Annotated in this window: 35 protein-coding genes and 4 tRNA genes; 12 read left to right on the top strand and 27 right to left on the bottom strand. The window is 33.6% G+C overall.

Features of this window, described 5'->3' with window-relative positions; all coding sequences use genetic code 11:
• The first annotated feature begins 362 nt into the window (after positions 1-362).
• Positions 363-833, top strand: coding sequence for a T9SS type A sorting domain-containing protein (locus HNS40_RS18165; RefSeq protein WP_172283529.1), 471 nt, complete (start codon positions 363-365; stop codon positions 831-833).
• Positions 834-981: 148 nt separating this feature from the next.
• Here the strand turns inward: HNS40_RS18165 and HNS40_RS18160 are convergent, their stop codons facing one another.
• Positions 982-2,121, bottom strand: a complete 1,140-nt coding sequence (locus HNS40_RS18160; protein WP_172283527.1) for a DEAD/DEAH box helicase — start codon at positions 2,119-2,121, stop codon at positions 982-984.
• 251 nt (positions 2,122-2,372) lie between these two features.
• On the opposite strand from HNS40_RS18160, the gene HNS40_RS18155 reads away from it, so the two are divergent.
• The 6 genes from HNS40_RS18155 to HNS40_RS18130 all read left to right on the top strand — a co-directional run bounded on the left by HNS40_RS18155 (position 2,373) and on the right by HNS40_RS18130 (position 5,507).
• Complete coding sequence (locus HNS40_RS18155) at positions 2,373-3,638, top strand: hypothetical protein (protein WP_172283525.1); 1,266 nt, start codon at positions 2,373-2,375, stop codon at positions 3,636-3,638.
• 179 nt (positions 3,639-3,817) lie between these two features.
• Positions 3,818-3,889, top strand: a tRNA-Glu gene (locus tag HNS40_RS18150).
• Between the two features lie 43 nt (positions 3,890-3,932).
• Positions 3,933-4,004, top strand: a tRNA-Glu gene (locus HNS40_RS18145).
• A gap of 34 nt (positions 4,005-4,038) precedes the next feature.
• Positions 4,039-4,110, top strand: a tRNA-Glu gene (locus tag HNS40_RS18140).
• 10 nt (positions 4,111-4,120) lie between these two features.
• Positions 4,121-4,194, top strand: a tRNA-Cys gene (locus HNS40_RS18135).
• A 152-nt stretch (positions 4,195-4,346) separates the two neighbouring features.
• Positions 4,347-5,507: a site-specific integrase gene (locus HNS40_RS18130; RefSeq protein ID WP_172283523.1), complete on the top strand. Its 1,161-nt coding sequence runs from the start codon at positions 4,347-4,349 to the stop codon at positions 5,505-5,507.
• Positions 5,508-5,540: 33 nt separating this feature from the next.
• Here the strand turns inward: HNS40_RS18130 and HNS40_RS18125 are convergent, their stop codons facing one another.
• The 26 genes from HNS40_RS18125 to HNS40_RS18000 all read right to left on the bottom strand — a co-directional run bounded on the left by HNS40_RS18125 (position 5,541) and on the right by HNS40_RS18000 (position 19,851).
• Positions 5,541-5,918 carry a carboxypeptidase-like regulatory domain-containing protein gene (locus HNS40_RS18125; RefSeq protein ID WP_172283522.1) on the bottom strand — a complete coding sequence of 126 codons (378 nt, stop codon included), beginning with the start codon at positions 5,916-5,918 and terminating at the stop codon, positions 5,541-5,543.
• Positions 5,915-6,412: a hypothetical protein gene (locus HNS40_RS18120; RefSeq protein ID WP_172283521.1), complete on the bottom strand. Its 498-nt coding sequence runs from the start codon at positions 6,410-6,412 to the stop codon at positions 5,915-5,917. Before HNS40_RS18120 ends, HNS40_RS18125 begins: the two co-directional genes overlap by 4 nt.
• Before the next feature lie 4 nt (positions 6,413-6,416).
• Entirely contained in the window at positions 6,417-6,560 is a 144-nt protein-coding gene (locus HNS40_RS18115) for a hypothetical protein (protein ID WP_172283519.1), read from the bottom strand.
• A gap of 24 nt (positions 6,561-6,584) precedes the next feature.
• Positions 6,585-7,100 carry a lysozyme gene (locus tag HNS40_RS18110; RefSeq protein ID WP_172283517.1) on the bottom strand — a complete coding sequence of 172 codons (516 nt, stop codon included), beginning with the start codon at positions 7,098-7,100 and terminating at the stop codon, positions 6,585-6,587.
• A 7-nt stretch (positions 7,101-7,107) separates the two neighbouring features.
• Positions 7,108-7,422 (bottom strand): hypothetical protein, encoded by a 315-nt coding sequence (locus HNS40_RS18105; RefSeq protein WP_172283515.1) that lies wholly within the window; start codon positions 7,420-7,422, stop codon positions 7,108-7,110.
• A gap of 164 nt (positions 7,423-7,586) precedes the next feature.
• Positions 7,587-9,119, bottom strand: coding sequence for a hypothetical protein (locus HNS40_RS18100; protein ID WP_172283513.1), 1,533 nt, complete (start codon positions 9,117-9,119; stop codon positions 7,587-7,589).
• A 13-nt stretch (positions 9,120-9,132) separates the two neighbouring features.
• The gene (locus tag HNS40_RS18095) at positions 9,133-9,999 is read right to left on the bottom strand and encodes a hypothetical protein (RefSeq protein ID WP_172283511.1); all 867 of its coding nucleotides are present in this window, start codon (positions 9,997-9,999) and stop codon (positions 9,133-9,135) included.
• 1 nt (position 10,000) lies between these two features.
• Entirely contained in the window at positions 10,001-10,543 is a 543-nt protein-coding gene (locus HNS40_RS18090) for a glucosaminidase domain-containing protein (RefSeq protein WP_172283509.1), read from the bottom strand.
• An 11-nt stretch (positions 10,544-10,554) separates the two neighbouring features.
• Positions 10,555-10,941, bottom strand: coding sequence for a peptidoglycan-binding protein (locus tag HNS40_RS18085; RefSeq protein WP_172283508.1), 387 nt, complete (start codon positions 10,939-10,941; stop codon positions 10,555-10,557).
• Between the two features lie 14 nt (positions 10,942-10,955).
• On the bottom strand, positions 10,956-11,303 hold the full coding sequence (locus HNS40_RS18080) for a hypothetical protein (RefSeq protein WP_172283507.1): 348 nt from the start codon (positions 11,301-11,303) through the stop codon (positions 10,956-10,958).
• 25 nt (positions 11,304-11,328) lie between these two features.
• A complete protein-coding gene (locus HNS40_RS18075; protein WP_172283506.1) occupies positions 11,329-11,760 on the bottom strand; it encodes a hypothetical protein in 432 nt (143 codons plus the stop codon).
• A gap of 6 nt (positions 11,761-11,766) precedes the next feature.
• Positions 11,767-12,117, bottom strand: a complete 351-nt coding sequence (locus HNS40_RS18070) for a hypothetical protein (RefSeq protein ID WP_172283505.1) — start codon at positions 12,115-12,117, stop codon at positions 11,767-11,769.
• A 6-nt stretch (positions 12,118-12,123) separates the two neighbouring features.
• Positions 12,124-12,552, bottom strand: coding sequence for a hypothetical protein (locus HNS40_RS18065; RefSeq protein WP_172283504.1), 429 nt, complete (start codon positions 12,550-12,552; stop codon positions 12,124-12,126).
• Between the two features lie 32 nt (positions 12,553-12,584).
• On the bottom strand, positions 12,585-12,968 hold the full coding sequence (locus HNS40_RS18060) for a hypothetical protein (protein ID WP_172283503.1): 384 nt from the start codon (positions 12,966-12,968) through the stop codon (positions 12,585-12,587).
• 1 nt (position 12,969) lies between these two features.
• Positions 12,970-13,455: a hypothetical protein gene (locus HNS40_RS18055; RefSeq protein WP_172283502.1), complete on the bottom strand. Its 486-nt coding sequence runs from the start codon at positions 13,453-13,455 to the stop codon at positions 12,970-12,972.
• A gap of 1 nt (position 13,456) precedes the next feature.
• Positions 13,457-14,194: a hypothetical protein gene (locus HNS40_RS18050; RefSeq protein WP_172283501.1), complete on the bottom strand. Its 738-nt coding sequence runs from the start codon at positions 14,192-14,194 to the stop codon at positions 13,457-13,459.
• Complete coding sequence (locus HNS40_RS18045; RefSeq protein ID WP_172283500.1) at positions 14,194-15,060, bottom strand: LPD1 domain-containing protein; 867 nt, start codon at positions 15,058-15,060, stop codon at positions 14,194-14,196. The genes HNS40_RS18050 and HNS40_RS18045 overlap by 1 nt, the downstream gene beginning before the upstream one ends.
• 101 nt (positions 15,061-15,161) lie before the next feature.
• Entirely contained in the window at positions 15,162-15,680 is a 519-nt protein-coding gene (locus HNS40_RS18040) for a hypothetical protein (protein WP_172283499.1), read from the bottom strand.
• A 76-nt stretch (positions 15,681-15,756) separates the two neighbouring features.
• On the bottom strand, positions 15,757-16,398 hold the full coding sequence (locus HNS40_RS18035) for a hypothetical protein (protein WP_172283497.1): 642 nt from the start codon (positions 16,396-16,398) through the stop codon (positions 15,757-15,759).
• Positions 16,399-16,427: 29 nt separating this feature from the next.
• Complete coding sequence (locus HNS40_RS18030; RefSeq protein WP_172283495.1) at positions 16,428-16,601, bottom strand: hypothetical protein; 174 nt, start codon at positions 16,599-16,601, stop codon at positions 16,428-16,430.
• A 321-nt stretch (positions 16,602-16,922) separates the two neighbouring features.
• A complete protein-coding gene (locus tag HNS40_RS18025; protein ID WP_172283493.1) occupies positions 16,923-17,510 on the bottom strand; it encodes an ATP-binding protein in 588 nt (195 codons plus the stop codon).
• Between the two features lie 46 nt (positions 17,511-17,556).
• Positions 17,557-17,775, bottom strand: a complete 219-nt coding sequence (locus tag HNS40_RS18020) for a hypothetical protein (RefSeq protein WP_172283491.1) — start codon at positions 17,773-17,775, stop codon at positions 17,557-17,559.
• A gap of 99 nt (positions 17,776-17,874) precedes the next feature.
• Positions 17,875-18,237, bottom strand: a complete 363-nt coding sequence (locus tag HNS40_RS18015) for a hypothetical protein (RefSeq protein ID WP_172283489.1) — start codon at positions 18,235-18,237, stop codon at positions 17,875-17,877.
• Complete coding sequence (locus HNS40_RS18010; protein ID WP_172283487.1) at positions 18,230-18,748, bottom strand: hypothetical protein; 519 nt, start codon at positions 18,746-18,748, stop codon at positions 18,230-18,232. The genes HNS40_RS18015 and HNS40_RS18010 overlap by 8 nt, the downstream gene beginning before the upstream one ends.
• 1 nt (position 18,749) lies before the next feature.
• Complete coding sequence (locus tag HNS40_RS18005) at positions 18,750-19,037, bottom strand: hypothetical protein (RefSeq protein ID WP_172283485.1); 288 nt, start codon at positions 19,035-19,037, stop codon at positions 18,750-18,752.
• A 55-nt stretch (positions 19,038-19,092) separates the two neighbouring features.
• Complete coding sequence (locus HNS40_RS18000) at positions 19,093-19,851, bottom strand: hypothetical protein (protein WP_172283483.1); 759 nt, start codon at positions 19,849-19,851, stop codon at positions 19,093-19,095.
• Positions 19,852-19,926: 75 nt separating this feature from the next.
• Here HNS40_RS18000 and HNS40_RS17995 point away from each other — a divergent pair, with 75 nt between their 5' ends.
• From HNS40_RS17995 to HNS40_RS17975, 5 genes are all read left to right on the top strand, one after another.
• Positions 19,927-20,394 (top strand): hypothetical protein, encoded by a 468-nt coding sequence (locus tag HNS40_RS17995; protein WP_172283481.1) that lies wholly within the window; start codon positions 19,927-19,929, stop codon positions 20,392-20,394.
• Between the two features lie 20 nt (positions 20,395-20,414).
• Complete coding sequence (locus tag HNS40_RS17990) at positions 20,415-20,906, top strand: hypothetical protein (protein WP_172283478.1); 492 nt, start codon at positions 20,415-20,417, stop codon at positions 20,904-20,906.
• Between the two features lie 152 nt (positions 20,907-21,058).
• On the top strand, positions 21,059-22,150 hold the full coding sequence (locus tag HNS40_RS17985) for an AraC family transcriptional regulator (protein ID WP_172283477.1): 1,092 nt from the start codon (positions 21,059-21,061) through the stop codon (positions 22,148-22,150).
• Positions 22,151-22,247: 97 nt separating this feature from the next.
• Positions 22,248-23,789, top strand: a complete 1,542-nt coding sequence (locus HNS40_RS17980; protein WP_172283475.1) for a T9SS type A sorting domain-containing protein — start codon at positions 22,248-22,250, stop codon at positions 23,787-23,789.
• On the top strand, positions 23,786-24,625 hold the full coding sequence (locus tag HNS40_RS17975; protein WP_172283473.1) for a hypothetical protein: 840 nt from the start codon (positions 23,786-23,788) through the stop codon (positions 24,623-24,625). The genes HNS40_RS17980 and HNS40_RS17975 overlap by 4 nt, the downstream gene beginning before the upstream one ends.
• Positions 24,626-24,890 lie beyond the last annotated feature (265 nt).

Genomic DNA, 24,890 nt, shown 5'->3' with positions numbered 1-24,890 from the left:
CATGTTCTCAATATCATCCCTGAATACAAAGTGAATAGGCTTCACGAATTATTGCCCCAAAATACTAAAATGTAATCTATCAGTCCTATTGGTTTGCTAAAGGCTAGGGCTGTAGTTGGTAGTGGGGGTACCTTAAAAGAACTGAATTCAAAGATATAGAAGATACTATTTGGGTAAAAAGACATAAATGGGAATTTATCTATAATGAAAATAATCAAATCATAAATGAAAAGAAATATACCATTTATGAAGATAGTATCTGGCAGCCTAAAACAAATACCTCTTATACCTATCTAAATGATTTCAGACTAAACTATCTCTATCAAGTTTGGGATACCAGCACAAATACCTATCAAGATCACATGAAATGGGAGTATGAATTAGATGAACAAGAACGTCCATTGATTTTCAGATATTATAGTAGCCTACCTCCAAATGAGTTGGAATTAAAAAACCTATCAGAATATGAATATGTAGAAACTGAAAATCAATACATCCAAAAAGTATTTAGTTTAGAATCACCAAATTGGGATACCATATTTTACGGAATAAAATATTATAATAATTACTTTACTGCTATTAACGAAGTAGAGACTAAAGAATTTGAGCTCAGTCCAATACCCTCCTCCTATCAAATCTCACTAAGTTCAGAACACCATTTTTCGCAAAATATCAAATATGCGATCTATAGCATGTCAGGAAATAGGCTAAGGCAAGAAAAGCTCAATCCTTCTGGGATTGTTGAAATCAAAGACTTAGCAGCTGGTCATTACTTAATTAAGGTATACAAACCCAATGGAAATACAGAAGTATTAAAATTCCAAAAACTCTAGGTAATTCACAGTTTCAATTAGAATTTATGTTTGGTATCGCTCAGTCATATCATTGACTTTTCAAATATGAATATCAAATATAAGCAAAGGCCAAAAAAAGCATGGTATAGTTTAATTTTGGATTGGGGCTAAATGCTGATATCAACAGTCAGAACCCTTTTAAATCAATGCTTTTATAGTCAATTAAATCAACCCATTTGCCCATTCTTTTCTGTATCACTTTAAAATGGGCTTCATCTTCAGGCGTAACAAAAGAGATGGCTTCTCCGGAGGATTCGGCTCTTCCTGTTCTACCAATTCTGTGAATATAATCCTTAGGGGAACGAGGCAAATCGTAATTAATTACATAAGGAAGGAATTCTATATCGATTCCTCGAGCCAATAAATCCGTCGAAACCAATACTCTTAATTTCCCAGTTTTAAACTTCCTCAAATTTTCTGTTCTGGCATTCTGGCTTTTCTTTCCATGCATGGCAGTAGCATGGATGGCATTTCTTCTTAGTTTATCAGCAATATGTTCAGCTTGATAGGCAGAAGAAGCAAAAATGAGCACCTGATGCATGTCTTTGCTTTTAATTAATTGACGAAGTAGCGGCCCTTTCTTTTCAGTAGGAACTATATAAGCCGTTTGGTCAATCAAACCCACATCATGAATATCTTCCACCAATTTGATCACTAAAGGTTGCTTCAATAAACCTTTCTGAAAGCTACTCACATCGTCACTCAAAGTGGCTGAAAACAACAGATTTTGTCTATCAAGAGGCAACATCCTTAGTATTTTCTTCATTTCTTCTTGAAATCCAAGATTCAGCATTTTATCTGCTTCATCTAAAACCAAGGTATCCACATCGGCAAGACAAAGCGCATTATTATCCACCAATTCAAGTAAACGACCCGGAGTTGCAATAAGAATATCCACATTTTGCATGGCCTTCATTTGAGGATTGATGGCAACCCCTCCAAAAACTGCTAATGTTTTGATTCTTTCCTTTAATGTAATTTTAAATTGCTCAAAAACCTCTCGCACTTGCACTGCCAATTCACGAGTTGGAACGAGAACTAGGGTCTCGATATGTCTATTCTTCGACTTGGTGGCATCCACATTCATCAATAATGGAAGAACATAAGCCATTGTTTTCCCTGAGCCTGTTTTCGCGATGCCAAGAATGTCATTCCCTTTCAGTATTGCCGGAATAGCCTGTTCTTGTATTGGATAAGATTCTGTGAAATTATTTTTTTCTAGTGCATCAAGCAAAGACCATGATAAACCTAAAGAATTGAATGACATATATTTGTTTTATGGATTTTTTATACGAGGCAAAGATAGATTTAAAAGTTAATAATAAACTTTTAAATCTATCAGATTATAGCTAAAAGTTAGAATCTAGAAGTTTATGAGCTCGTTTCTAGAGTATTGTTTTAGAATAGAGAGGTCACCAGAACTCACAAGCTCTATGAATTAATTCAGAAAAGAATGGCTGAACTGAAAAATAAATTATCTTTGAGGGAAATTACCCTATTAATCCATAAATATAACTAATGACATTTAATTATAAGGCCTTCACCATACCAGTTATAAGCATCGATATTTCAGCTGATAATGAGGCGTTTGAATATAACGATGCTTTTAAAAATCTGTTCTTAAGGAACAAAGATATATTCAAAGAAGATCAAATAACCTTTTCTAAGTCTATTAATAGCATTCTCAAAGTTCCTGTTTTTCATTGGAATGGTATTATTTACCATATAAATATGATTAAAGAAAGTGAAACTATTCATTCCTATTTGATTAGTCCTAGTGAAAACTCAGTAGCTCTTTCCTTTTTATGGTTGAAACATGATTTAATCAATATTTTAAACCCCATCATTGGATTTTCTGACATATTAAGCGAGTCAAGTGATATTCAAAAAGAGGATGCTCAATTGATTAAAAAAATAAAATCTAATTCTCAGAAGTTTTATGAGCAAGTTCAGAAAATAGCTGCTTTACAATTACTCACTCTTAACGATAATGATCAGGCCACGGGCAAATACCTGTTGAGTGATTTTCTTCTAGAGTTGAATAATAAACTGAGAGTCGAAAAGTCCCTTGAGGAGGATATTCACTTGGAAATACTTGGAAATGGACACGTGAGTGATAGAATCAGTAATCCAGACTTCAGATTTGCTTTTGAAGAGCATTTTTCTTTTTTAACCAAACACCAAAGCACTCCAAGCATAAAAATGAAGCTCTACACTGAGGAAGATTGTTTAAAAACTGAAAGTGTATTTGAGGATTGTATTCTTAGCAATCGACAGTTTGAGGATTTAATAAATGTGGAGCTTTATATCTCAAAAAGCAAATCTATTAAGAGGCTACAATCCGATCCTTTGAATTATTTATTACTCTGTGAACTTCTAACACAAATTGGTGGAAATTGCGAAATAACTGTAAAAGACAAAACTCTTGTGTTTATGATGAGCTTCCCTATTCTCGAAACACTTAAATACGAACCAGAATTAATTGAAGTAAATGAGAATACTAATATTAAAAGATCAAATCCTTTTGATTTCCCTCCTCAGTTATTAGAAGAACTACAAAATAAATGCTCCGGCTTCCACGGTTTTATGATATTAGATGACTGGGAAGCCATGACCATTCAAATGGAAAGCATTAACAAAAATCACCAAGATACTGGTTTAGTGACACTTATAAAAGACATTGATTTAGCTATACAATCTTTTGATGTGGAAAAACTAAAAACCATTTATAAAAAAAATCAATTGATATTCAGTCCAAACAAGGAGAGAATCGTATCTACCTGATATTTAGTGTCTTAAGAAATTTAATTTCAAAAAAACATGAAGTTTTCATTTTTTTTGAAAAAAAAGCAAAAAAAATGCACTTAAGTATTCTTGAATTTAAAAATAATTGTATTTTTGCACTCGCAATTTGACAAAAGCGTACTTCTAAAGTATGAAAATGTTGATTAGTTCTTTTACATGGTCCGTTCGTCTAGGGGTTAGGACGCCAGGTTTTCATCCTGGTAACAGGGGTTCGATTCCCCTACGGACTACTTTTTATAACCTGATTTAGCTTTTGTTAAATCATACCATTTTGGTCCGTTCGTCTAGGGGTTAGGACGCCAGGTTTTCATCCTGGTAACAGGGGTTCGATTCCCCTACGGACTACTAGCGATTCATATCGCTTTGTTCATTTAAATATGGTCCGTTCGTCTAGGGGTTAGGACGCCAGGTTTTCATCCTGGTAACAGGGGTTCGATTCCCCTACGGACTACTATCAGTCAGGTTCCATGGCCGAGCGGCTAGGCAGCGGTCTGCAAAACCGCCCACACCAGTTCGAATCTGGTTGGAACCTCCATAACTACATAAGCCTAACAAGAAAATCTCTTGTTAGGCTTTGTCGTTTCTAGGCTTTCAGGTGTTTTTGCTTTCTTTTAAATTTCATTAAACAAATAGTAAAAATGCATATATTTGCTTAAATGTGCGATAAAAGCGCAATAAACCTAACGTATGCTAAGCTATAAATTCATCCTGCAATCGGCTAAAGACAAAAATGGTAATCATACCATTATGATTATGGCCACATATAAAAGGAATCGTAAGTATTTTTCCATAGGTCAATCAGTAAAAACAGAACATTGGAATCCACAAACTTGCAAGGTAAACTCTAAGGACAAAGCCTATGTTTACAAAAATTCTATTATATCTGCTTATGACAATATTGCCAAAGATACTATTTTAAAATGTCTGGTTAATAAAAAGACTCTCTCTTTGAATGTGTTTATTGAAGCTTTGAAAAATAATGCCTCTGAGGAACTGAGCGAGTTTGCACTTGATTTACATGATTCTAAGGCTCTCAGTATTCGAAAAGCTACCCTTATCAATTATGAGCATCAATTAAACAAATTGACTGCTTTTAAAAAGAATATCAATATTTTGGATGTGGATATTAAGTTCATTAATGATTATGCCTATTGGCTTAAAGAAACTCGGAAGAATAATGAAAGTACTGTTTCAAAATCTCTTACTTATCTTCGAATGCTCTTAAACGAGGCTGTAAAGGCTGGTATTATTGACAAATCACCATTTATTAATTTTAGAATTAAAGCTATAGCCACAAGGGATGAAAGCTTAAGTATTGCTCAGGTCCTGGAACTAGAAAAACTAAGAAAGAAAAGAGAAAAGTTAACACAAAATGAATTCGATACATTAAAAGCATTCCTATTCTCATGTTATACCGGAATTTCATTTGGAGATTTAAGAGTTCTATTAACTAAGGATGTGAAAACTATTGAGCTGGAAGAAAAAGAATATTTCTACATCACCAATGAAAGATTAAAAACAACAACTCCATACACTGTTCCACTTACGAAAAAAGCTTTAGATCTTATTAATCTAAATGCCATACCAAAAGCGCCATTATTTAAAATGTTTGTAAACCAGGTTACAAATAGACATTTGAAAAGAATTGCTAAAAAAGCTGGAATTATTGTAAATCACATGAGTTTCCATTTAGCCAGGCATACTTATGGAACCATCAACCTCAATGCTGGAGCCGACCAAAAAGCAATAATGGCAGCCATGGGGCATAAATCTATTAAAGTGAACGATATTTATAGTCGTGTACAACTTGAGTTTTTAGTAAAAGAATTGATCAATAAGGAAAGATAGCTTGTCCAGATAATTGTTTTTGCAATACTGCAGTTACTTTTTATACAGAAAAAGAAATGAAGCAGATACCAAAAGTATACCTACCATTCCAGCGACAATTAAATTATTGTTGTTTTTTACTGGAATAATTGATTTAGGCTTCTCTCCTATTACCTCAACCTCTTTTAACTCATTATTGCTTGTAAGCACAAAATCAAGACTCCTTTTAATAGGTTTAGTTTCTTTCTGATATCCCACATAAGAAGCTGTTATATAAGCTCCATTTCCTTCGAATTCAAATTGCCCCTGGTTATTACTAGCAGTTCCCTGGTGACTTGGTAAAATATTCCCGTTTCTATCGGAAAAATAAACATTTGCTTGAGGCAATGGACCGCCTGAAGAATCAGATATATTTCCACTAACTGTTATCATACTAATAGTTTTCTAATGACTAAAACAATTACTACTACTCCCAAAACTGACAAAGCAAACCATTTAAAATTTGCTAAAAGCATATCTATCTTATCTGGTGGCTTTATTTCATATTTTTGATAAGGTATTTTGGCTTTAAATGGAATTACTTGTTCTATACGATCTATTTGATACCTTGTTTTTCTTTTTAATTTCTGAGGTTTTTTCTCCCCTGAAATAATTTCAAAAGTATCCACCTGGTTTATTTGAGTACCATCCTCCAAAATCAATATTAAAGTATCCACAAAAAGCAGTGAGGAATCATTATTTTGATTTGCAATTTCCTTTTCAATTAATGAGTCAAAATGCAAAGCAGGAATAATCACGGAAGTATCTAAAGGAATAGTATCCGTGATTAATTCGCCGTGCTTTTCTGCTAATCTTTGTAATCTTTTTTGAGGACTACAGCTGATAATCAGCAAAGAAATAAATAGGACCAATAACAGTTTTTTCATTCTGTTACTTTTGCTTTTTATATTTTTTACCAGCCTCTTTAACACATGTAGGCCATTTTTTGCGAGGATTTTTCTTTCTGATTTCCTTAGCAATTCTCATAATTGCTTTTCCCTGTGCCGATAAGGCTTTCTTTGTCATTTTTGCCATTTCTTGAATTTTTATGGTTTGTGATTAATTGAATTTTCCAGTAAAATATAAAGAGGCTTCTGCCCTTCTCCTTCGAACTAAACCCGGTAGAACTTTTCCTCCTGCTTTTCGCCATTTGGGTAATTCATAGGCAATCATAAAGTTTTCAGGATTTTGTTGGATAAGCTTCAAAAGTGTAGATTCTGAGAAATTACCAAAGCCCAAATTATAAACAAAGCTTACCAGGGCATCAAATTGGTTTTGATTGATTCTTAAGTTTAACTTATTAATCTTTTTTTCTCTTTTGGCTAAATCAATTTTCAGTTGCTTTTCTGCCTCTTCTACAGTATGTATTTTATTATACCTATAGGCTTTCTGTTTATTTTCAATGCCTTTGATTGGCCGACCTAGATCGTCTAAAACTAAGCTTCCATATCCTGCCGTCCAATAATCTGCCGGACAAAGCTTTGGTTGTAATCCAATTTCTGATAAATCCCCATCATGGATGCTTTCAAAAGATTTGATAATATTATTTCCGTTGGTGCTGGTTTTATATGTCATGGTTGTATTATTTTAGTTTATTCTCAGCGAATTTCTGAACTGCTTTAGGTGCAAAAGCAGAAACAATAAGTATTAGGAATATTGAAACATTTATACCAGTAAATGAGGCCAGCATTAAGGTTAAAACATTCTCTTTTATCCTGGATAATTCGAGCAAGTAAAATACCTTTTGCCAAAACCAAATATTTAGAACTATTGAAATTGCCAAATAGACAATTGCGGACCAAAGGGCAATTCCCGACATTTGGCGCATTTTTGATTTACTGATAGTTCCGGATTGAGAAACTTCTTCATTATATCCTGCTTTAGCTTGGTTTTCCATCTTTTCTAAACAACTTTTTAATGGTTAAAAAAATCTGAGCTAATAGGTAAATACCTGTCAAAAGAGCTATTCCTATTGAAATATGCTCTTTATAAGCCAATAGTGAAACTGAGAATCCTAATATTGTATTGATAATTCGCATTATTAAAAAAATGAAATTCTAATTAAGGAGTGATAATTGTAAAAACAATAGTATCTCCAGCCGCTGGAGCTACCGTCATGTCTACATTAAATTGGTTGTATGTATAAGCTTCGATATTATAGTCAGTACCATTTACCAACATTTTACTATCTGATTTCCTATATACTGTTACGAATGGATAAGCAGGTGTATAATGACTTTCTCTAGCGATAAGACCCCAGAATTTCGTAATTCCGTTTCCCGCAATCTTGAGTACTTCGGCTCTTAAATATCTTGAATCAGCATAATCCCGATCGATTAAAGTTCTTCCGTTTGGATTTGTTAATTCGTAGTTGAAATCATAAACCAATCCTGTTCCCCAAGAATTCAATGATACAATATCAGTTTCATCAATTCCTAATAGAACACTCTCTGTAGCTCTAATAGTTGTGGAACTTCCATTAATTCTGTAATAATTATTTGCAATATTTGAAGCTATCGAAAGTTTATTTCCCGTGTTAATATTAAACCACAAACCATCATGAGAGATTGTAGCGTAATTGGGGTTTTGCTCGTGGCTTATGTTTAGTACATCGGTGTAAGTGGTGTCAGCTTTTTTAGGTTGATAAATGCTATCGGCATAGCCTTTATCAATAAGAGTTCTATCAGTGAGATTGTCCGCAATATTCGAATGGTAAACTAAGCCTTTTTTAGCACCTAATTTGATAGTTGAATCATTATTATCATTTATTATAAGCCATGAGTCAGCACCTCTTAAAACTAAACTTCTGTCTGCATAGTGTGTAATATCACCATACCCATTATCTTCAAATCCTCCATTAGGGAAATTTACATACAAGTCACTACCTCCCATATTATCAATTGTTTGTTGCCATGTATTTTGGTAGTTTTCATCTGCGAAGCCTTTATTGATTAGACTTTCATTTGTAAAGTTTGCCGAAAAATCAGAGCCATATATTATCCCTTTAAAAAATGGATCTCCCCAAATCAGTATGGCATTTTCGTTATCCATTGTCATTATAACATTGTCACTTTGCCAATTCTTAAAATCAAAAGAAAATGTCTGGTTTGATTGCTTATCATATTTAAAAAACTGCGTTGAGAAACCTTTTAAATCGTAAACATCTCCCAAGAAGTATTCTGAACTATAGTCCTCAAAACGAATTCCCTTAGCGGTTCTCCCATTCCCAGCCTCAATATGTTTTAAGGTCTGCCCTTCAAATAACCAATCAGGCAATTCAGCACCGCTAGAAAACTCATTCCAACTCACACCATCATATTGATAAAGCTTTCCAGCGCTATCGGCCACAGTCGCAAACATATTTGGAACTAAGCGGCTGGATTTAATATTTAAGAGCTCTTCCCAGGTTTCTAGATTATGTAAACCTCCCCTTATTTCGTTTGTATAAGCGGTGGCTATGTCGTCTTGTTGTGAATTTGGGCGGATTGAAGCGGTTATTAATGTGCCTACGGTGTCCGCTGGTGTTACTAATTGAGCGAACATATTTAAGCTCAAAAAGAATATTAATGCTATTATGAATATTAGTTTTTTCATTTTGTTGGTTTGTTTATTGGATTTCAAAAAGTGATATTGTTGAATTTTGCTTGGTATTGGATGCCCAAATTTGATAGGGTTCTGAATAACCCAACTCATTCACAAAGTTTGATTGACGTACTTTTGTATAGGCTGAATTAGGCAGACCATTGATAACAAAAGTAGGAGCTCCCCAAGACTGAGGAAATGCGAATACCAGATAATTACCAGCTCCATCAATTCCATCATATGTTTTTTGCCTGTTGGTATCTAAAACCTTACCGGTTCCTACACCAGCACCAGATAAAGCCATGATATCAGCATCAGTAACATTGGAGATATCGGCCATTGCTCCCCAATAATAACCATGACGGAAATACACCTTGGCTTGCTTGGTATTGCTTAAGTTTCCATCACTTACTATAATGCTAAATGTATTGGTTTGATTACAGGTTATCATAATAGCCTGGTTGCCATTTTGATTTTCACCTGTTGGCTCAATTGCAAATCCGGCTACATTAATAGAAGTAATTGGATTTGTTCTTTTTTCAACTTGCCAACTTAAGGAACCATTTATATTAGGTTGAGAATTATATTCCAGAACACTGGCTCCTATTACTGTAAGAATAGCCAATGGCGAAAGGGCTGGGTAAAAGTAGTTTTCTAAAAATTCCGTTACCGTTGTACCTCCTATTATTTGCCCTGTTGTGGTTAGGCTTTCACGGAGAATTGGGCGGTTGCCATCAAAAGCAGGATTTGCGCCACCGTTTCCAAGTGCTAAGGCCATGGCTCGTAATAAAATTAACTCTGTTCGCTCTGTAGAACTTTCAAGTGCAGAAACATCTACATTTAATCTTTCTGCTATTAATCGTAATAGCTCAATATTGGTTGGCGTACTCATATTAATACTTTAAGGTCTTATACATTGTGAGAGCTGCAGCGGTGAGCAATAAAATGGAAATGGCTAAGCTTATGTTTTTCATGATATCTCGGTTTTTATCAAATTGCTTTAGATTGTTACTATCTATAATGTTTATGATTTTGTTGGCATAATTGGGGTCGGTGGCATAACCTGCGTTTTGTATTGCGATTGCTTGTGCTTCTGGTGTTTTGGCCTCCTCTACTTCATTATATCTATCGAAATCCATCATCCAGTTGATTCTATCCTTTATGGATTGTTCAGGGCTTTCATATACCCTAAAATCATCAGTGATTGTTACTGAGTTTCCGTTGATAACCTCCCCTGTACTTAGGTTTACTGTTTTACCTTTCCATTGGCTCCCAGCCTTAATACCAAAGTATGCATGATGAATTGCGCTTAATCTGGAGCGACCATAGTTAGATTCTAGTATTCCCTGGGCAATTAAAACAGAAGGAAAGTAAGCCGAATTTTCTGTCATACGGCTTACAATCGCTCCAAACCAATTTATAAAACTAGTTTCCACCAATTTTTGTATTACTTAGTATTAAACCATTTCTTACTCAAAAAGGCATAATGAGGATCTAGTGATTTGTATTCATCTTTAGTTACTCCTTTTGATGAATTTACAAAGTCAACAGAAGCTACAAAGGATTCAAAAGCAGCCTGAGTTTTAGGTCCCCAGATACCATCTACAATTAACGCCTCATTCTTGAACTCATTCAAGTAAGCTTGCAATAGCTTTACTTCATTTCCTCTGCTCCCGTATTTTATGAAATACGAGTTTTGAGGATTATCATTTGACGGCTCCAGATTAGAAACCGTTTTAGTATTCGTACCAAAGAGTTTATCTTTAAATACGAATACCAAAACAGCGATAATAAGAAGAACAACAAAAACGATTATTTTTTTGTTTTTTTTCATATTAAACCCTCCTCTTAACAGCTTTTCTCACCCTTGTTATAGAGAGACAAATAAGTTCTTTCTAAGCCTTTTGTTATGGATATACTTTCCTTCTTGGCCATTTCTTTAATTTGATCATACCAGGTTTTATTAGTTTTGACCCATTTTGCCCAGCCCTCATAATTTTTCTTGCAGGCTGGAGATAAATCGCTAATGCTTTCCGCTTCTCCTGGTTCTGAATAACCAGGAATTGAATTTGTTTCGTTATTGCTAATCTGCTTACCTTCTTCCTCTTTGGTGAAATACCAAAATGCAAGGGCCAAGAGTGCCACAACTGCAACTCCTATAAAAATCCATTTTTGATTACTTTTTTTTGCTGACATATGATTTGTTTTTATGATTTGTATTCTATGTTAAATTGAGCCTATCCATTCTTGGAAACAGCGTATTTTCTATATATTCCCAATCATTACTTGAAAAGGCATCATTATTAAACCACTCCCTTAGCGTTCCATTTCCGGACATACCATAAAGCTGATTAAAGCGATTATAGGAAAGAACAAAAACCTTATCCGAAACGGCTGCAAAATCTTCAAATGGGTCCATGGGTCGATACCAAAAATTCATGATGCCATAGTTATCGAAACTGCTATACAATGACCTTGCAATTAAATTAGCCTGGTCTAGCTCTATCTGTGTTGGCTCATTATTTGGATTGTCGTTTGGTACATCTGCTGTTATCACCTTCCTTTTGGAGTAATACCAAAATATCACTACTCCAGTCAAAAGCAAAACAGCTATGATAATGGGCTTTTTGAATTTTAATAATATACTAAGCATATCTTATTAGTTAAATACTGAATATTTGCTTTTGAATTTCACAAAAGGCTCGGTTCTGTTTTCCTTTCTTGTGGGTGCAATTTTGATTTCATCTTCTGAATGAGGAATAGGATCGGGATCAGGATAAAGCGCCTCATCTCGACCAGATAAATCTACAGGTTGTTCATCTGGTGGTTTTGCATAATCTGGAGGCAATGGGTCGTGACCATGATTAAAAATTTCTTCATTTGTAACATCCTCTCCTGTATCATTCAGTTTTTCTCGATTACTTTTAAGCTTGTGACGCTCCCACAAAATATAAAGGATGGCAAATGCCAGAGCGATAAATAATCCTATATTTTTCTTTAAAAATTCCATTGCTGTTTATTTAAATGCTGAATATTTACTTTTAGTTCCCTTTGCTGCAGAATTGTGCAAGTCTCGTTTATCTGCTAGGGTGCTTATTGGCCTGTCACGGTAAATAATTTTTTCAACTGGAACCTTAACTATTTTGTCTCGGTAAACTGGCTTTTCTACAATTTTATCTTTATAAATAATCTGTGGTCTAGGTGGAGGCGGACACGGTGTTTTTATAATTTTGTCCTTATAGATAATTTCTGGTTCCGGGCATACCGTTGGTTTTGGACAAGGCTTTTTTTCAGGGCAAGGTTTCACCTTATTTACTAGACCGTTAATAAGTCCTTCTCCTTGTGGTTTTAGGCTTTTCTCTCCTTTGTTTTTACTGTAGAAAAAATAAAGAGCTGCACCTAAAGCAAGTAACAACAAGACTATGTTTTTTTTAATGAATTCCATCTTTTTCGTTTGTTTAATTATGGTTTGTGTTTTTATTTACAACTCTTTAGAAAATTAGAAGGGTGACGCCCTTTTCTATTCATATACCAATCTATCTCTATAGACATTTGTTCGTTCCAGTCTCTACCATGAGTTTCCATTTGAGAATGCACTACAGCTTTCATATCCTTACACTGCTCAAAAATCTCTCTCCATAATTTGTATTTTTCTTCAACTGATAATTTGTAATAAATTGATGCTCTATGCTGAATAGAATTTTCTTGTTCAACTAGTTTTACATTTTCTTTGGCTCGCTCCTCTGCCTCTTTTTCTTCTTGGTTAGATTTCATTGAAAGTCCCTTTTGTTTCTTATCAAAAACAATAACTCCCAGGATTAACAATCCTCCAATAATTAATATGATTACTGCTTGTTTCATTTTAACACCCTCCTTGTATTGGTTTGATTTCTGATAAACCTCCAGTGGCTATCCCCATAATCCACCGAACAGTACTATTCCATTTCTTTTGTTTCTCACAAGGATCGTAATTCGCCATTGTTGATGCATATTTATCATTACATTTCTTTAAATAATCGCTCGGTTTTCTCCCTTTTTGAATGCAATAATCAGCTTCAATTATATATCTTGATTCTAAATTTCCTCCTTCACCTGCCCCATGTTTTTCATATTGCTCTGTTACATAAGATTTCCAATATGGGCAGGTTTTAAAAACATGCTTCCAAACAGCTATTTGGGTTTCATAATCGAGAATTCCATCGTAATTATTGATCAAAGTATCCATCTCGTTTGTTGAAGACAAAGAAGACTTTAAGGTGTTTTTTTCCTTATTCATTATGTAAATAATGACCACAATGATTACCATTGTTAAAACAGATCCTATTATGATGAGATTCTTTTTATTCATGTTATTTCTTCTTTTTAATGATGAAATACCAGGCTAAAAAAGCTATGGTAATTACAAGTGATATTATGCCTAAATACTTCATGTTTACATCAGAAATGGCTTTGTCTTTTTTCTGCCCATCCATGGCATAAATTTGCTGCATGATTAAATCGCTATTGGCCTTAGTAGCTTCTATACCATATTGCTTTTCAGCATTTAGAGCATTCTTTCTAGCTTTGTTTTTAGCATACATGGAAACACCAGTAACGGCCAATCCTATAACAGCTGCTACAATTTGAACAAATCCAGACTTGTCACCAGGTACTTCTGGGAGCTCTACATCATAGTACTCTTGTAATTCTGCTTTTACATTGAAATACTCTACCAGAGCTTTTTCATTCTTATTGAATTTCCAATCCTCCAGTAAAGCAGCAGCATATACAATGAGTTTTCTTTTGATTTGATCAGGAGTTTTACCTAATAGTTTATCTATAGCAAAAACAGCTTTTTTTAAGGAACCTGGTTCCGTATTTTTATAATTTCGAAAGGCGTATAAATCAGCTTCAATTTCATTTGAGGTTGATTGACCATTTTCCCCTCCAATTAAATGCCCTTCCTCATGTAACAATATAAAGCGCTGGAAGGATTCCGGAATATCATCCCAAAAACGAGAATTAATAAATAGTTCCTTGGTTACACGGTCCACCTCAGCAGGCTGTATAAATCCTAAATCGCTATATGTTACTTTTGAGAATGCCATTATTTCGCTTTAACTGCCATTGCTTTAATGAGTGCATTAATTTTAGGAGAAACCTTTTTGAAATGAGCTGGACTCAAGTACATCCAATGCTCATATTTTGGTTGTGATAAAAATTTATTTACCACTCCTTTTTTCTTCAATTGATAAGTAACCCATTGTTCGAAAGCTCTTGCAAACAGCTCTGTAGATGCTGTAAAATATTCTGATTTTGCTTCTTTGGTTAACCTAGTGTAATATGGAGTAACATTGCCTTTTGAATCGAATACAATAGCTTTTATCACTTCTTGCATAAGGTATCGTAATGTGCCTTTTCTCAAGCCATTCACTCTCAAACTGATTTTGCCATTTAGTTTACCAAGGCTCAAATATTGACTTAGTTTGTCCTGGTCAATATAACATCCAAAGAAATGATCTAATAAGTGGCCATACTCGTGTGCTAAAGCTTCTAGGCCATACTCTTTGGTTAGGTTGATAGCGTGTCTCCTTGGTTCAAAATGAGCCGCGGCGCTCCCCCTGCCTCCTTTTCCTCTAGCACCAAATGCTATAGTATATAATCCAAATCCTAGGCTTTTTATTCCTGTTAAATCTCTTAAATCTAAAAGACTGACTACACAACCATACAAGAATTCGAACCTTGTATTATTATCAATCCAGCTTCCATACTCAAAGCCAGCAAGACTGAAATACTTTAATAAACCTTGCTGATCTAAAATCCTTGCATTTTCGAATACCCCAGGAAGTTTTCGTTCGGGTTTGCGGAATTTTTTAAAAGCCTTTAAAAACTTATTGTTTTTCTTCCAAAACATATCCGCTCTGCCACGAGCAGCAGCATTTGGTGTACTTACTATTTCAAACTTTCTGAACATTTACTTTCTTTTTTTAATGCTCTTTTTTCTTGAATCTGGTTTTCTTTTGCCCAGGATGATTTCTCCAGGCTTTAACTTTGCGATTGGTTTTTTCAGCTTCATTATTTCACCTTTTTAAAGATTAAAATAGCTACGATTAAAGCTAGAAAGCCTATTCCTATGTAAATGAGTATATTTTGATTTACGCCACCTTCATTTTGAAGACTACCAGGATAAATACCAGGCTGCAATTGGTTACCAGGAACTACTACAGGTTTACCATTTTTTATGGTATATACTGAATCTGCAATGGCCGGAGCAGCAGCAGCTAAACTATTTAAAACACCTGCGAATCCTTCCCAGAAACTTGTTTTGGTCGCTGCCTCAGGATTATCAGTAACAGATGTTACAGGGTCAGCAGCCGAAATCATTGGTAACTGAATGTTTTTCCTAATTTGAGGATAAAGCCCATTAAATAGATCCACTGCAAATGGCTCTTTAAAATACTGATAAGCATTTACAACACTTTCTACAGAAATAGAAACATCTGTTGAGATTCCATATTTATTAAATACCTCTTCTACAGCTCCTGGATTTAAAGCTAAATATTCTCTGAATTTTTTTGCTAAAACTCTATTCATTTTCTTGGTTTTAAAGAAAAAGGCCTTTGCGCCCGATTTGGACTAAAGGCCTTTTTATCAATGGTTTGTAAAATGCTTACAATTCTACCCTGCGCATGGCATTACGCTGAGATACAGCATAATCCAATTCGATAACAGGATTTTTAACAACATCTACGAAAAATTTCAAGGAGATTTCCTCACCAGCATTTACCTTAAGGATAGCTGCGGTTTGGTCGTTAATCTGTAAGTTAGTGTCTTTAATATGCACTAACTTATCGTTATTCTGATCAGGGTCTTTATCATCAGCTGGAGTGATGTTGTAAGAGCCTACTTTTGAGAAGGGGTTGATACCTTCAAATACTTCAATAGCATTTTCAAACTGTGCTGGGTCTTTCACCAACATTCTGATTTCACCTACTGTTGCAGGATTTCTATTGAAGAAATCTCTAGTCAAAACAAATGACTGAGGTGTACATGTAGGAACGAAATCAACAATTGTTTCGGTAATTAAGCCATCAATAGACTTACCAATTACGGCTTCTAATTCTTCTTTTGTGGCACAAGGGCCCGATAATAACGCAATAGTTATATCTGTGGCACCATTGTTTGCGATTTTGAAAGTAAAACTTCTTTTTGCATTACTCTGAATACCATCGAATCCTAAACGATCCATGAGGTCACCCACATATCCTGATACATTCTTTCTGGCTCTTTCTGACAAATTTTTTGTTTCCATTATGGTTTATTTTGAAATTTCGAAATGATTTATTTGCCTAACTCAAATCCAAAGATTGACCTCTTTACTGATTGAGTACCATCCTCGTTTTGGGAAATGGTGGTTTTACCTGCTACTGCGATAGTGGCTGCTACCACAACAAGAAGACCTACCAGAATTATGATACGTCCTTGATTTTTTTGGCTAAATAATGATTTTAACATTTGACTTATTATTGTTTGAGACTACAATAATACAACCGCTGAAAAGTCCATTTTCGGCTTGCGCCAGCTTGCTACCATTAAATACTACTAAATACGTTTTTTGGCATAGAAAAAGGCCAGATTATTAAACCTGACCTCAGATAGTAAAAAAGAATTCGCAATTAAAAACCTAGTTTATCTTTGAGAAATCGGACCTGCTTTGGCGTTAGTTTTTTCTGGTTTCTTTCATATCCAATTTCTTTAAGCTCTTTGTAATATTTAATATTGCAATAAAAGGCCAATGTTTTTGAATTGACCGCCAATATTGCTTTTATCTCCTTTTTAGTTGTTAGCTGCTGCTGATAAGACATTTATCATTCTTTTATAGTGATAATCTTTCTGTGCTTTTTTATTTACTTGTTCTACTATCTTCTTTATGAACTCATAGTTTTTGATATATTTTCTACGTAATTCTATTTCATCATTTGTAAAGAATAAAATATAATCGGAGGTATTGGTATAATATTGAGGAGGAATATCAGTAAACCCATGTGCTATTAAAAATACATCAAGCATTTTTTGTCGCCTACGGATAAATAAGTTTTTTAAGCTCATTGGAGTGTTCGCTGGTAAATAGGACCTGCAATCATCAAAGAATAATAAACCATCAAAATAATATTCTGCAACTGGTATTAGAGTTTCTTGAATACCCATGAATAATATTTTGCGAACTCCTTCAAACCCTCCCTTTCTCAATAACTTTGGATCGGGTTCTATTTCTTCAATGTCTCTCCAGTCGTTAAGGTCTGGTACTATTATTAATGCCCTCCTCCCTGCTTTGATGGCCTTTTCAATAAGCTCTCGTAGCAAGGTTGTTTTACCGGTTCCATTGAAACCTAAAACTATTATTTGCTTGGCATCGCGGTGCATGGATAAGGATTGAATGATTTAATGATACAATGAGTGAATGGGTGGATTAGTTTTTCTGGTCTTTATCCATGACTAAAACATTCTTCCATTTTAAAACATTCCTGTTTAGGCCTACTCCTCTCTTTATTGCCAAATCTCGTGCCTCTTTATGGCTTGTGGCTGTTACTTTAACGTGGCCTGTATACTTTGATTTCTCGTTGCCGTAATCGTAATAAACTCTAAAGATTTTCTTTTCTGGTTTTGTTTCCTGTTTGTGATTTTCCATAGATTTGACTTTATATATTAAATATTTGTATCTTTGCTTTAACAGCACTGATTAAGTACACCTGAATAGGCCAATCGAAGAAGCCCTCAGAGTTTTTAATCAGTGCTGTTTTTGTTTTAGTAGTACATTATCATAGTATATAACTCCGTTAACACCCTCTCTTGCTGTTATATACACAAAATAATCATTTCCCTTATTGCAATATCTTACAAACAACTTATAAATAACCTTTATATCTGGTCTTCCTTTTCTATCTGTTGTTTCATCTATTAGAATTGCTTTCTTTAGAATGCTTGGTAATTCATAGATAAAATCAATTTTTAAATCATTGGTTCTTGCCCTGAGCGCATGCCTTACTCCTTGCCTTGAGAAATGAATAGGCTTAGATATTTCTGGATGTTTAAAGGATTTACCAATTAAGTTATGTTCAGCCCAGAATATAGCTTTCCGAAGTTTATTCATTCTTTTCCTCCTCTTCTTTCTCGCTTTCCGGAATGACTTTTAAAACAGCTTCTTTTGGTTTGGCCTCCTCTATTTTCATTTTCTCTTTACGGAGATTGAACATTTTTAAAATGATGGGTATATAAACCATAAGTATGGCAAGTATTAAGGCATGTTTAGGCTTGAGCTCTGCTAAGTCCTGATCGTAAATCATGTCTGATAGTGGTTTGGCTATCAGTGTTTTTTCATCTTTATCTAAAGTGAATTCGCTCTCATCGCCTCCACTATACATGGCAGCTGCACCACTAATTCCACCTGAGATTAAATCGATATAGAAATTTGCACTTTTTACGGCTGTACCTCGTTTTACTCGTCCATCAATAGGCGGTTCTCCAGCTTCCTCAATTTCCTCAATAATATCTAAATCCTCTGTGCCAATTTGCTCAAACTCCTCTAAAGGTTCTGTAATAAAATCGGTGCTTAGTTCAATTTCAGTATTGGTTTCGTTGGTTTTTAAACTTGGTCCTGGCATCTTATTTCTTATTTACAAATTCCATGATTAATTCTGATAAATCCATTGCCTCAAATTCTCCATTTAGAGGATAGTAGCGTGATATTTTATCTTCTGTATTGAATATGGGTGCTGATGCGATAATTTTTCCATTTACTTCTTGTAATAATATACAAACCTCTGTTTCATTTTCTTGAAGCTTTATTTTATCGCGTGAAGAAATGATGGAATGTAAAGCCGGCTGTAGGTATTTCTCTAAAGCTGGTTTTAACATCTTTTTTAGTGCAAACTCCTCTAGTTGGTTGGCCATAGTGGAATTGAGTGATTTAAAATTTGTATATTTGCGGCGTTACTATCTAACAATTTTATGATGGGTCTACTTGGCGGTTAGGCTCATCATTTTTTTTATCCCTTATTATTTTCTCTGCATAATCTCTTGCAGCATTAATTTGATCCTCAGAAATAGCTTTAGCTATATTTGGATAATTTCCGGCTCCTTTGTAAAAACCTGTAATTTGCCCAATGGTGAAATTTTGCAGAATAACTCCCATTAATGACTTCTTATTTTCTAAACTCTCTGGTAAAGGAGCATAAAAAATGGTTTCTCTTTTATCAATAGCCTGGTAGAACTTTTGAACATATTTGCTTGCTGCAATTTGACTAATGAGATAATGTTGATAGTCTGGTAAGGTGATTAATAATTGATTAGGAGCTAGCTCTATTGGTTTTTTCTCGTTTTTTTGCTCCAACAACTCTTGCAACTCTCTTACCTGGACAACTAGAGTTTTATTCTCCATTTCGAGCTGCTTAGTATCTTCACTCTCTTCTTTTTGTTTAGCCTCCTCTAATTCGTTGATTTTGGCTTTGAGTTGGTCTACCTCTTCTAACAGTTCTCTGTTGTCTTTCTGGAGTAATTCAAATTCTCCAGAATTATACATTAAAGATGAAATACTATTGATAAACTCTGCAAAGGCTTCTTTTTTGGTGAGCTCTGTATTTACACCAAGCTTTTCAAATATCTGATTATATTTTTCGGCATCAGATTTATTGACTAAGAATGCAAAGTTTTTCCCTGGCTCAAAAATAGGTTTTAGATTGGTGGTTTGAGATGGAGTTTCATTCATGGTACAGTAAAATTATGGTTTGTGTTCCTGCAAATTTATATTCAATTACATTATCTCTCTGATAAGTTGCGTATAATGCTCTTATTGATTTTATTGATTATTTTGATAACGGTTTGGATATTATTTGTAATTTGTGCCTTTATTAAGAAATATGAAGAAGAAATTCAAGTTAATTTACCAAACTTCCATATAACTACCCTCCTTGGGGGTGTTAACAGGAAGAAACTTACGTATATAAATAAGTTAGGGCACATTTTGGAAAACGTCACAGACACGATGATAGATAAAGAAAAAATACCTGAATCAACTTATAAAGAACTGATTGATTTGTTTGGAATTGAAGATGCTGAAAAAATAATTATCAAAAACCAATACAATTTTCGAGCTGTATCACAGATTATTATTGGAGAAAGGCTCATTAGATATTTTAGACTTGAAAATTTTAGGATATGGTTAAGGAAATATACTGGATTATCAATGAAGTCTCTACTTATCATCTTAGTAATTTTAGGATTTGTATTGTACATCTTTCTGCCATATTAGCTTCGTGATAAACTTAAACGATGATTAAAAAACTATCAAATATTCTTGCAATCGTAATTTGGATTCTAGCATCTGGATTGTGGACAGTTTCCATGATAATTTCGAACTTGGAAATAACAAATGAGACAATCAGAAACATTTGCTTAATTTTAACAATTAGTGGATTGTTATACGGGTTGGTTTACATTCTACCGATTAAAAAGCCAAAGAATTTAGGAGGAATAATTACGGTTGTCTCTGTTTTACTTCTTGGATTAATAATAGAAATAGCTGATTGGACTGGAGATTGGAAGACACAGACAATATTATATGAACACGGACATTTGAAAAACAAAACAATTGAATTTCAAATGCAGGACAAAGGAGCTTTAGGATTCAATAGACGTATTGTTGAAGTAACACGGATAACTGGATTTATAGATTATGTTGAACCGATTGATACTTCCAAGGTGACTTTACCGTGGATTAAAGTAAATAAAGACATAAATGAAATTGGATTTAAAGGAGGATAAACGTGCCCTAACATGCGGTCATAAAACAGTTGGGGGTCAGTGGTTTGCGAGCATTTGTTCTCGCATCAACTTTTTCCACGGTGGATACGAACGCGCTCCGAAAACCCAACCGTTTCATACCGCAAAACCGTTAGCAAACATAAATAAACAACATGCAAATTATTCTTGACATATTCACAATAAGTAATCTAATCTCTATAATTGTAGGTTTGTTTTTAGGTATTCATTTTTTAGTACTAAATGGAAATCGTAAAAATATAAACCAATATTTAGGATTATTTCTTTTACTTACTTCATTTTCTGTTTTAGGAAATGAATTTGAACACAACCAATATAATCAAGTATGGACTCAATTAATTACAATAGTAGCATCACCATTTATTTTTGCACCAATTCTGTTAAATTACACTTTTGCTTTGACAAACAATTATGATGTAAAAGCCAAGAAATACAGGTGGCTTTTTTTATTTCCAATAGTTGATATACTATTAACTATTGTATTTGAATTCAATATTGTTGAATATACAAATACAATTGATAACATTTTGACAATTACTGATATCTCTTCAATAGTATTTTCGAGTATGATTTTTGTGCTCGCACTAAGAGAAATTAAACACCACAACAATAACATTTTAAACCTTTTTTCAAGTATTGAAAATAAAAGATTAAATTGGTTAAGATTACTTCTAATTGTAAATATTGGCTTCTTAATTATTTGGTTTACAGATGATTCTTTAATGTTTTTTATTGGAGATAATATGCTATCAGATGTGTTAGCAGTTTTTTCACACTTTACTACATTAATTACAATTCTTTGGATTGGTTTCTCTGCTCTACGTCAAGAGGATACCTTTATTATCAACAAAAAAGAAAAAACAACATCATTTAAACTCAATAATAATTCAACACAAAAATTTGAAGAGATAAAAAATAGCATTGAATCAGATAGAATATATACAAATCCAAATCTTTCCCTTTTAGAATTAGCCAATCAAGTAGGTGTTAATCCTAAAGAATTAACACAACTAATAAATGAATGCTCAGGAACAAACTTTTATTATTTTATAAATAAATACCGAATTCAATATTTTAAAGATCTATTAGTCAACTCAAATAATAAACATATAAGTATTGAAGGCTTATCTCAAGAAGCAGGGTTTAGATCAAAATCTACTTTTTATAGTGCATTTAAAAAAACGGAAGGTATAACGCCTAAAGAGTACGAATTAAAGCAAAAATAGTCCGTTTGACCTTAGTCGAACTCATTAATACCTTAGGCAGACTATAATTAATATCAATAAAATTACTTTTGACATCTAAATTTTAAAATTTAAAAAAATGAAGAAATCAAGAGTTCTATTGCTAATTGCAATTACGTTTTTCCAAATCAATTTATTTAGTCAGTCTTTACCCGATAATATTGATATTAGTACTAGTGTAAATGGTATTGTTCCATTACCGAGCACTGTTCCAACGGCTTATATAACAGATGGATTTGTAAATTACACAAAAATACCTTGCTCAAATGGAGAGGCAATACATATAATTGCTCAAAGTAATATTACTACTGCTCAAATAGTTAGGGCAAGAAGTATTTTAGAATTTTATTTAAAAGATGTTCCCAATTCAGTTTACGGTGCAGACAAATCAAATGTAATAAATACAATGGGGATAAATGATGCTACTTTACTTCTTGTAAATGGTTTTGACGACCCTATTTATGAAGCAAATGTTCCTGGACAGCCAATTTATGAAGAAGAATTAGTTGTAGAAGGGCATTTATGGTATCAAACTAATGATTATGATGCACACCGAGACGCTACATTTGAAGAGATATTACATATGGTTCACGATATGGGTATTGGAGTTGATGGTCAAAATAGCATTTCAAATCCAGCACTTCCCGCTTTTCAGACAGAAATAAGAAATGCTCAAATTAATGCCAATTCAAATAATTTTGCAATTTGGCCAATTGGGGCAGATGGTTCTGATCCTGAGACACAAAACTGGTATAACGAACTGGACATCGAAAACAGTTTGTCACAAGAATATTTAGCATCTGTCATAGATTCATATTATGGATTATGGGGTGCTTGGTCGGATTTTCCGGATTTAGGTATGTGGGGAATGTATATTGCTAATGACAGAAGCGAAATACAAACAGAAGACACTATGGGTTGGTCAGTAATTTCGAAATTCTTTTCTGAATATATAAATATAGATATGATAATTGACCCAAGTTTTAATGGCATATTTTCATTAACTTATAATCAAACAACTGAATATACAGAGAAATCAAGATATTTACAGCATTGTTATTTATCAGGAACTAATACATCAGGATTACAAGGTAATGACCTATATAACCGTTTAAAAGGAAACAGTTCAGACAATACTTTTGAAGGTTTAAAAGGAAATGACAGACTTGATGGGCAAGGAGGAAGTAATACTGCAATTTTTACTGGAAATTTAAGTGAATACAGCATTAATAACTTAACAACCCACGCTATTATTACAGACAATACAGCAAATAGAGATGGAATAGATACTTTATGGAATATGCAATTTTTGCAATTTGCAGACCAAACAAGCCAAATAACAATTCAAAATACAGTAAGTGTTACCGCTATCAAAAATAACATAAGTAATGTATCCATTTATCCTAATCCATCAAATGATAAAATCAACATTAATATCCCTTCAAATATTGATGGTATAAATCTTGAGATAACAAATCTATCGGGTAAATTAGTTTATAAAAATTCGTACAATCAAAATTCAGACATATCGTTAGATATTACATATCTAAGAAATGGACTATATATTGTTTCGCTTAAAACAAAGAATTCCAATACTCACCTAAAATTCATTAAGAAATGAAATTAATAATAAAATTTACATCTATTATACTTATTGTTATAAGTATAGCAGGATGTTCTAAGGAAAAAAGGATCTTAGATTTAGAAACATATTTGAAAAGCAGGTGTGATTATGTTCATCAAATAAATGGCTTTTATATCGTCAGTAGCAATCAAAAACCAAATGCAATGGGTACAACAAGCGGTACAACAGCAAAAGAGGTTTTTGAACATTCTGTAAGGTTATTCAGTAATTTTCTTGACCAAAATGAAGATGGCATAATTGATACTGAATTATTAGAACTTTCTAATGGACTATCGGAAAATATGATATTTGTATCTGGTCACCTTAGATTTGTAGATAAAGTATCCTTTGCTAAAAGTGTTGAAGATAACAATCTTTACGCAATGAGTATGCAAACGAATAACTGGGAATATATTAAAAACTATAATGGAAAAGGATGGAAATTAAATAGTTTAAATTCTTCAACTTGGCGACCAGATATATTTAACGCACTATGGGAAGAGACTTTTCATACAATTACAGAGGCATTTAGTAGATTTGATAATGACTTTAAATTTACAAAAGGTTCATCATTAAGAAATTTTATGGAAGCAGATATTACAGCAGGAACTTATGATATTTCAGTGCAAAACCAAGAAGAAAATGGTGATTATGATAAAGTTACAGCAGTAAATGAATATATACATCAAATATGGGCAATTCAATTTTCTGGTCAAGAAGATAAACTTAATATCCATCAGAAAAATGCTCTCGATTTTATGATAAATAAAAAAGTTCCAATGACATTAAATTTGAATTACAACAAAACTTTAGGTACACGAATTAAAGGGTAGAAACAACGATTTGCTAACAATTAAGCATCGTTTTCAGCCCTAAGCCGTGGAGCTAAGCATTTGCTTATGGCCAAGAGGGGCTGAATATGTGCTGTGTGTTGAACCTAAACCGGCAACGAAGCCGTAAAGCCTACCTTTTATATTGTGGAATCAATTTGGGCAATGATATCTCCACAGCTCTTGTGTAGTTATTTTTTTTCAATTTTTTTCTAGCAAATCTTAGAAGTATTCAAGAGCTTTTCTGTTTTTTGATTTTAGCAGGGCC

The sequence above is a fragment of the Lentimicrobium sp. S6 genome (assembly GCF_013166635.1).
Taxonomy (GTDB): domain Bacteria; phylum Bacteroidota; class Bacteroidia; order Bacteroidales; family UBA12170; genus UBA12170.
The sequence above is the reverse complement of the archived record's forward strand: the minus strand, read 5'-3'. Positions and strand labels throughout refer to the sequence as shown.

Coding starts and splice junctions, on each gene's coding strand:
- HNS40_RS18165 (WP_172283529.1), top strand. CDS start 363: ATGAAATGGGAGTATGAATTAGATGAACAAGAACGTCCATTGATTTTC.
- HNS40_RS18160 (WP_172283527.1), bottom strand. CDS start 2,121: ATGTCATTCAATTCTTTAGGTTTATCATGGTCTTTGCTTGATGCACTA.
- HNS40_RS18155 (WP_172283525.1), top strand. CDS start 2,373: ATGACATTTAATTATAAGGCCTTCACCATACCAGTTATAAGCATCGAT.
- HNS40_RS18130 (WP_172283523.1), top strand. CDS start 4,347: ATGCTAAGCTATAAATTCATCCTGCAATCGGCTAAAGACAAAAATGGT.
- HNS40_RS18125 (WP_172283522.1), bottom strand. CDS start 5,918: ATGATAACAGTTAGTGGAAATATATCTGATTCTTCAGGCGGTCCATTG.
- HNS40_RS18120 (WP_172283521.1), bottom strand. CDS start 6,412: ATGAAAAAACTGTTATTGGTCCTATTTATTTCTTTGCTGATTATCAGC.
- HNS40_RS18115 (WP_172283519.1), bottom strand. CDS start 6,560: ATGGCAAAAATGACAAAGAAAGCCTTATCGGCACAGGGAAAAGCAATT.
- HNS40_RS18110 (WP_172283517.1), bottom strand. CDS start 7,100: ATGACATATAAAACCAGCACCAACGGAAATAATATTATCAAATCTTTT.
- HNS40_RS18105 (WP_172283515.1), bottom strand. CDS start 7,422: ATGGAAAACCAAGCTAAAGCAGGATATAATGAAGAAGTTTCTCAATCC.
- HNS40_RS18100 (WP_172283513.1), bottom strand. CDS start 9,119: ATGAAAAAACTAATATTCATAATAGCATTAATATTCTTTTTGAGCTTA.
- HNS40_RS18095 (WP_172283511.1), bottom strand. CDS start 9,999: ATGAGTACGCCAACCAATATTGAGCTATTACGATTAATAGCAGAAAGA.
- HNS40_RS18085 (WP_172283508.1), bottom strand. CDS start 10,941: ATGAAAAAAAACAAAAAAATAATCGTTTTTGTTGTTCTTCTTATTATC.
- HNS40_RS18080 (WP_172283507.1), bottom strand. CDS start 11,303: ATGTCAGCAAAAAAAAGTAATCAAAAATGGATTTTTATAGGAGTTGCA.
- HNS40_RS18075 (WP_172283506.1), bottom strand. CDS start 11,760: ATGCTTAGTATATTATTAAAATTCAAAAAGCCCATTATCATAGCTGTT.
- HNS40_RS18070 (WP_172283505.1), bottom strand. CDS start 12,117: ATGGAATTTTTAAAGAAAAATATAGGATTATTTATCGCTCTGGCATTT.
- HNS40_RS18065 (WP_172283504.1), bottom strand. CDS start 12,552: ATGGAATTCATTAAAAAAAACATAGTCTTGTTGTTACTTGCTTTAGGT.
- HNS40_RS18060 (WP_172283503.1), bottom strand. CDS start 12,968: ATGAAACAAGCAGTAATCATATTAATTATTGGAGGATTGTTAATCCTG.
- HNS40_RS18055 (WP_172283502.1), bottom strand. CDS start 13,455: ATGAATAAAAAGAATCTCATCATAATAGGATCTGTTTTAACAATGGTA.
- HNS40_RS18050 (WP_172283501.1), bottom strand. CDS start 14,194: ATGGCATTCTCAAAAGTAACATATAGCGATTTAGGATTTATACAGCCT.
- HNS40_RS18045 (WP_172283500.1), bottom strand. CDS start 15,060: ATGTTCAGAAAGTTTGAAATAGTAAGTACACCAAATGCTGCTGCTCGT.
- HNS40_RS18040 (WP_172283499.1), bottom strand. CDS start 15,680: ATGAATAGAGTTTTAGCAAAAAAATTCAGAGAATATTTAGCTTTAAAT.
- HNS40_RS18035 (WP_172283497.1), bottom strand. CDS start 16,398: ATGGAAACAAAAAATTTGTCAGAAAGAGCCAGAAAGAATGTATCAGGA.
- HNS40_RS18030 (WP_172283495.1), bottom strand. CDS start 16,601: ATGTTAAAATCATTATTTAGCCAAAAAAATCAAGGACGTATCATAATT.
- HNS40_RS18025 (WP_172283493.1), bottom strand. CDS start 17,510: ATGCACCGCGATGCCAAGCAAATAATAGTTTTAGGTTTCAATGGAACC.
- HNS40_RS18020 (WP_172283491.1), bottom strand. CDS start 17,775: ATGGAAAATCACAAACAGGAAACAAAACCAGAAAAGAAAATCTTTAGA.
- HNS40_RS18015 (WP_172283489.1), bottom strand. CDS start 18,237: ATGAATAAACTTCGGAAAGCTATATTCTGGGCTGAACATAACTTAATT.
- HNS40_RS18010 (WP_172283487.1), bottom strand. CDS start 18,748: ATGCCAGGACCAAGTTTAAAAACCAACGAAACCAATACTGAAATTGAA.
- HNS40_RS18005 (WP_172283485.1), bottom strand. CDS start 19,037: ATGGCCAACCAACTAGAGGAGTTTGCACTAAAAAAGATGTTAAAACCA.
- HNS40_RS18000 (WP_172283483.1), bottom strand. CDS start 19,851: ATGAATGAAACTCCATCTCAAACCACCAATCTAAAACCTATTTTTGAG.
- HNS40_RS17995 (WP_172283481.1), top strand. CDS start 19,927: ATGCTCTTATTGATTTTATTGATTATTTTGATAACGGTTTGGATATTA.
- HNS40_RS17990 (WP_172283478.1), top strand. CDS start 20,415: ATGATTAAAAAACTATCAAATATTCTTGCAATCGTAATTTGGATTCTA.
- HNS40_RS17985 (WP_172283477.1), top strand. CDS start 21,059: ATGCAAATTATTCTTGACATATTCACAATAAGTAATCTAATCTCTATA.
- HNS40_RS17980 (WP_172283475.1), top strand. CDS start 22,248: ATGAAGAAATCAAGAGTTCTATTGCTAATTGCAATTACGTTTTTCCAA.
- HNS40_RS17975 (WP_172283473.1), top strand. CDS start 23,786: ATGAAATTAATAATAAAATTTACATCTATTATACTTATTGTTATAAGT.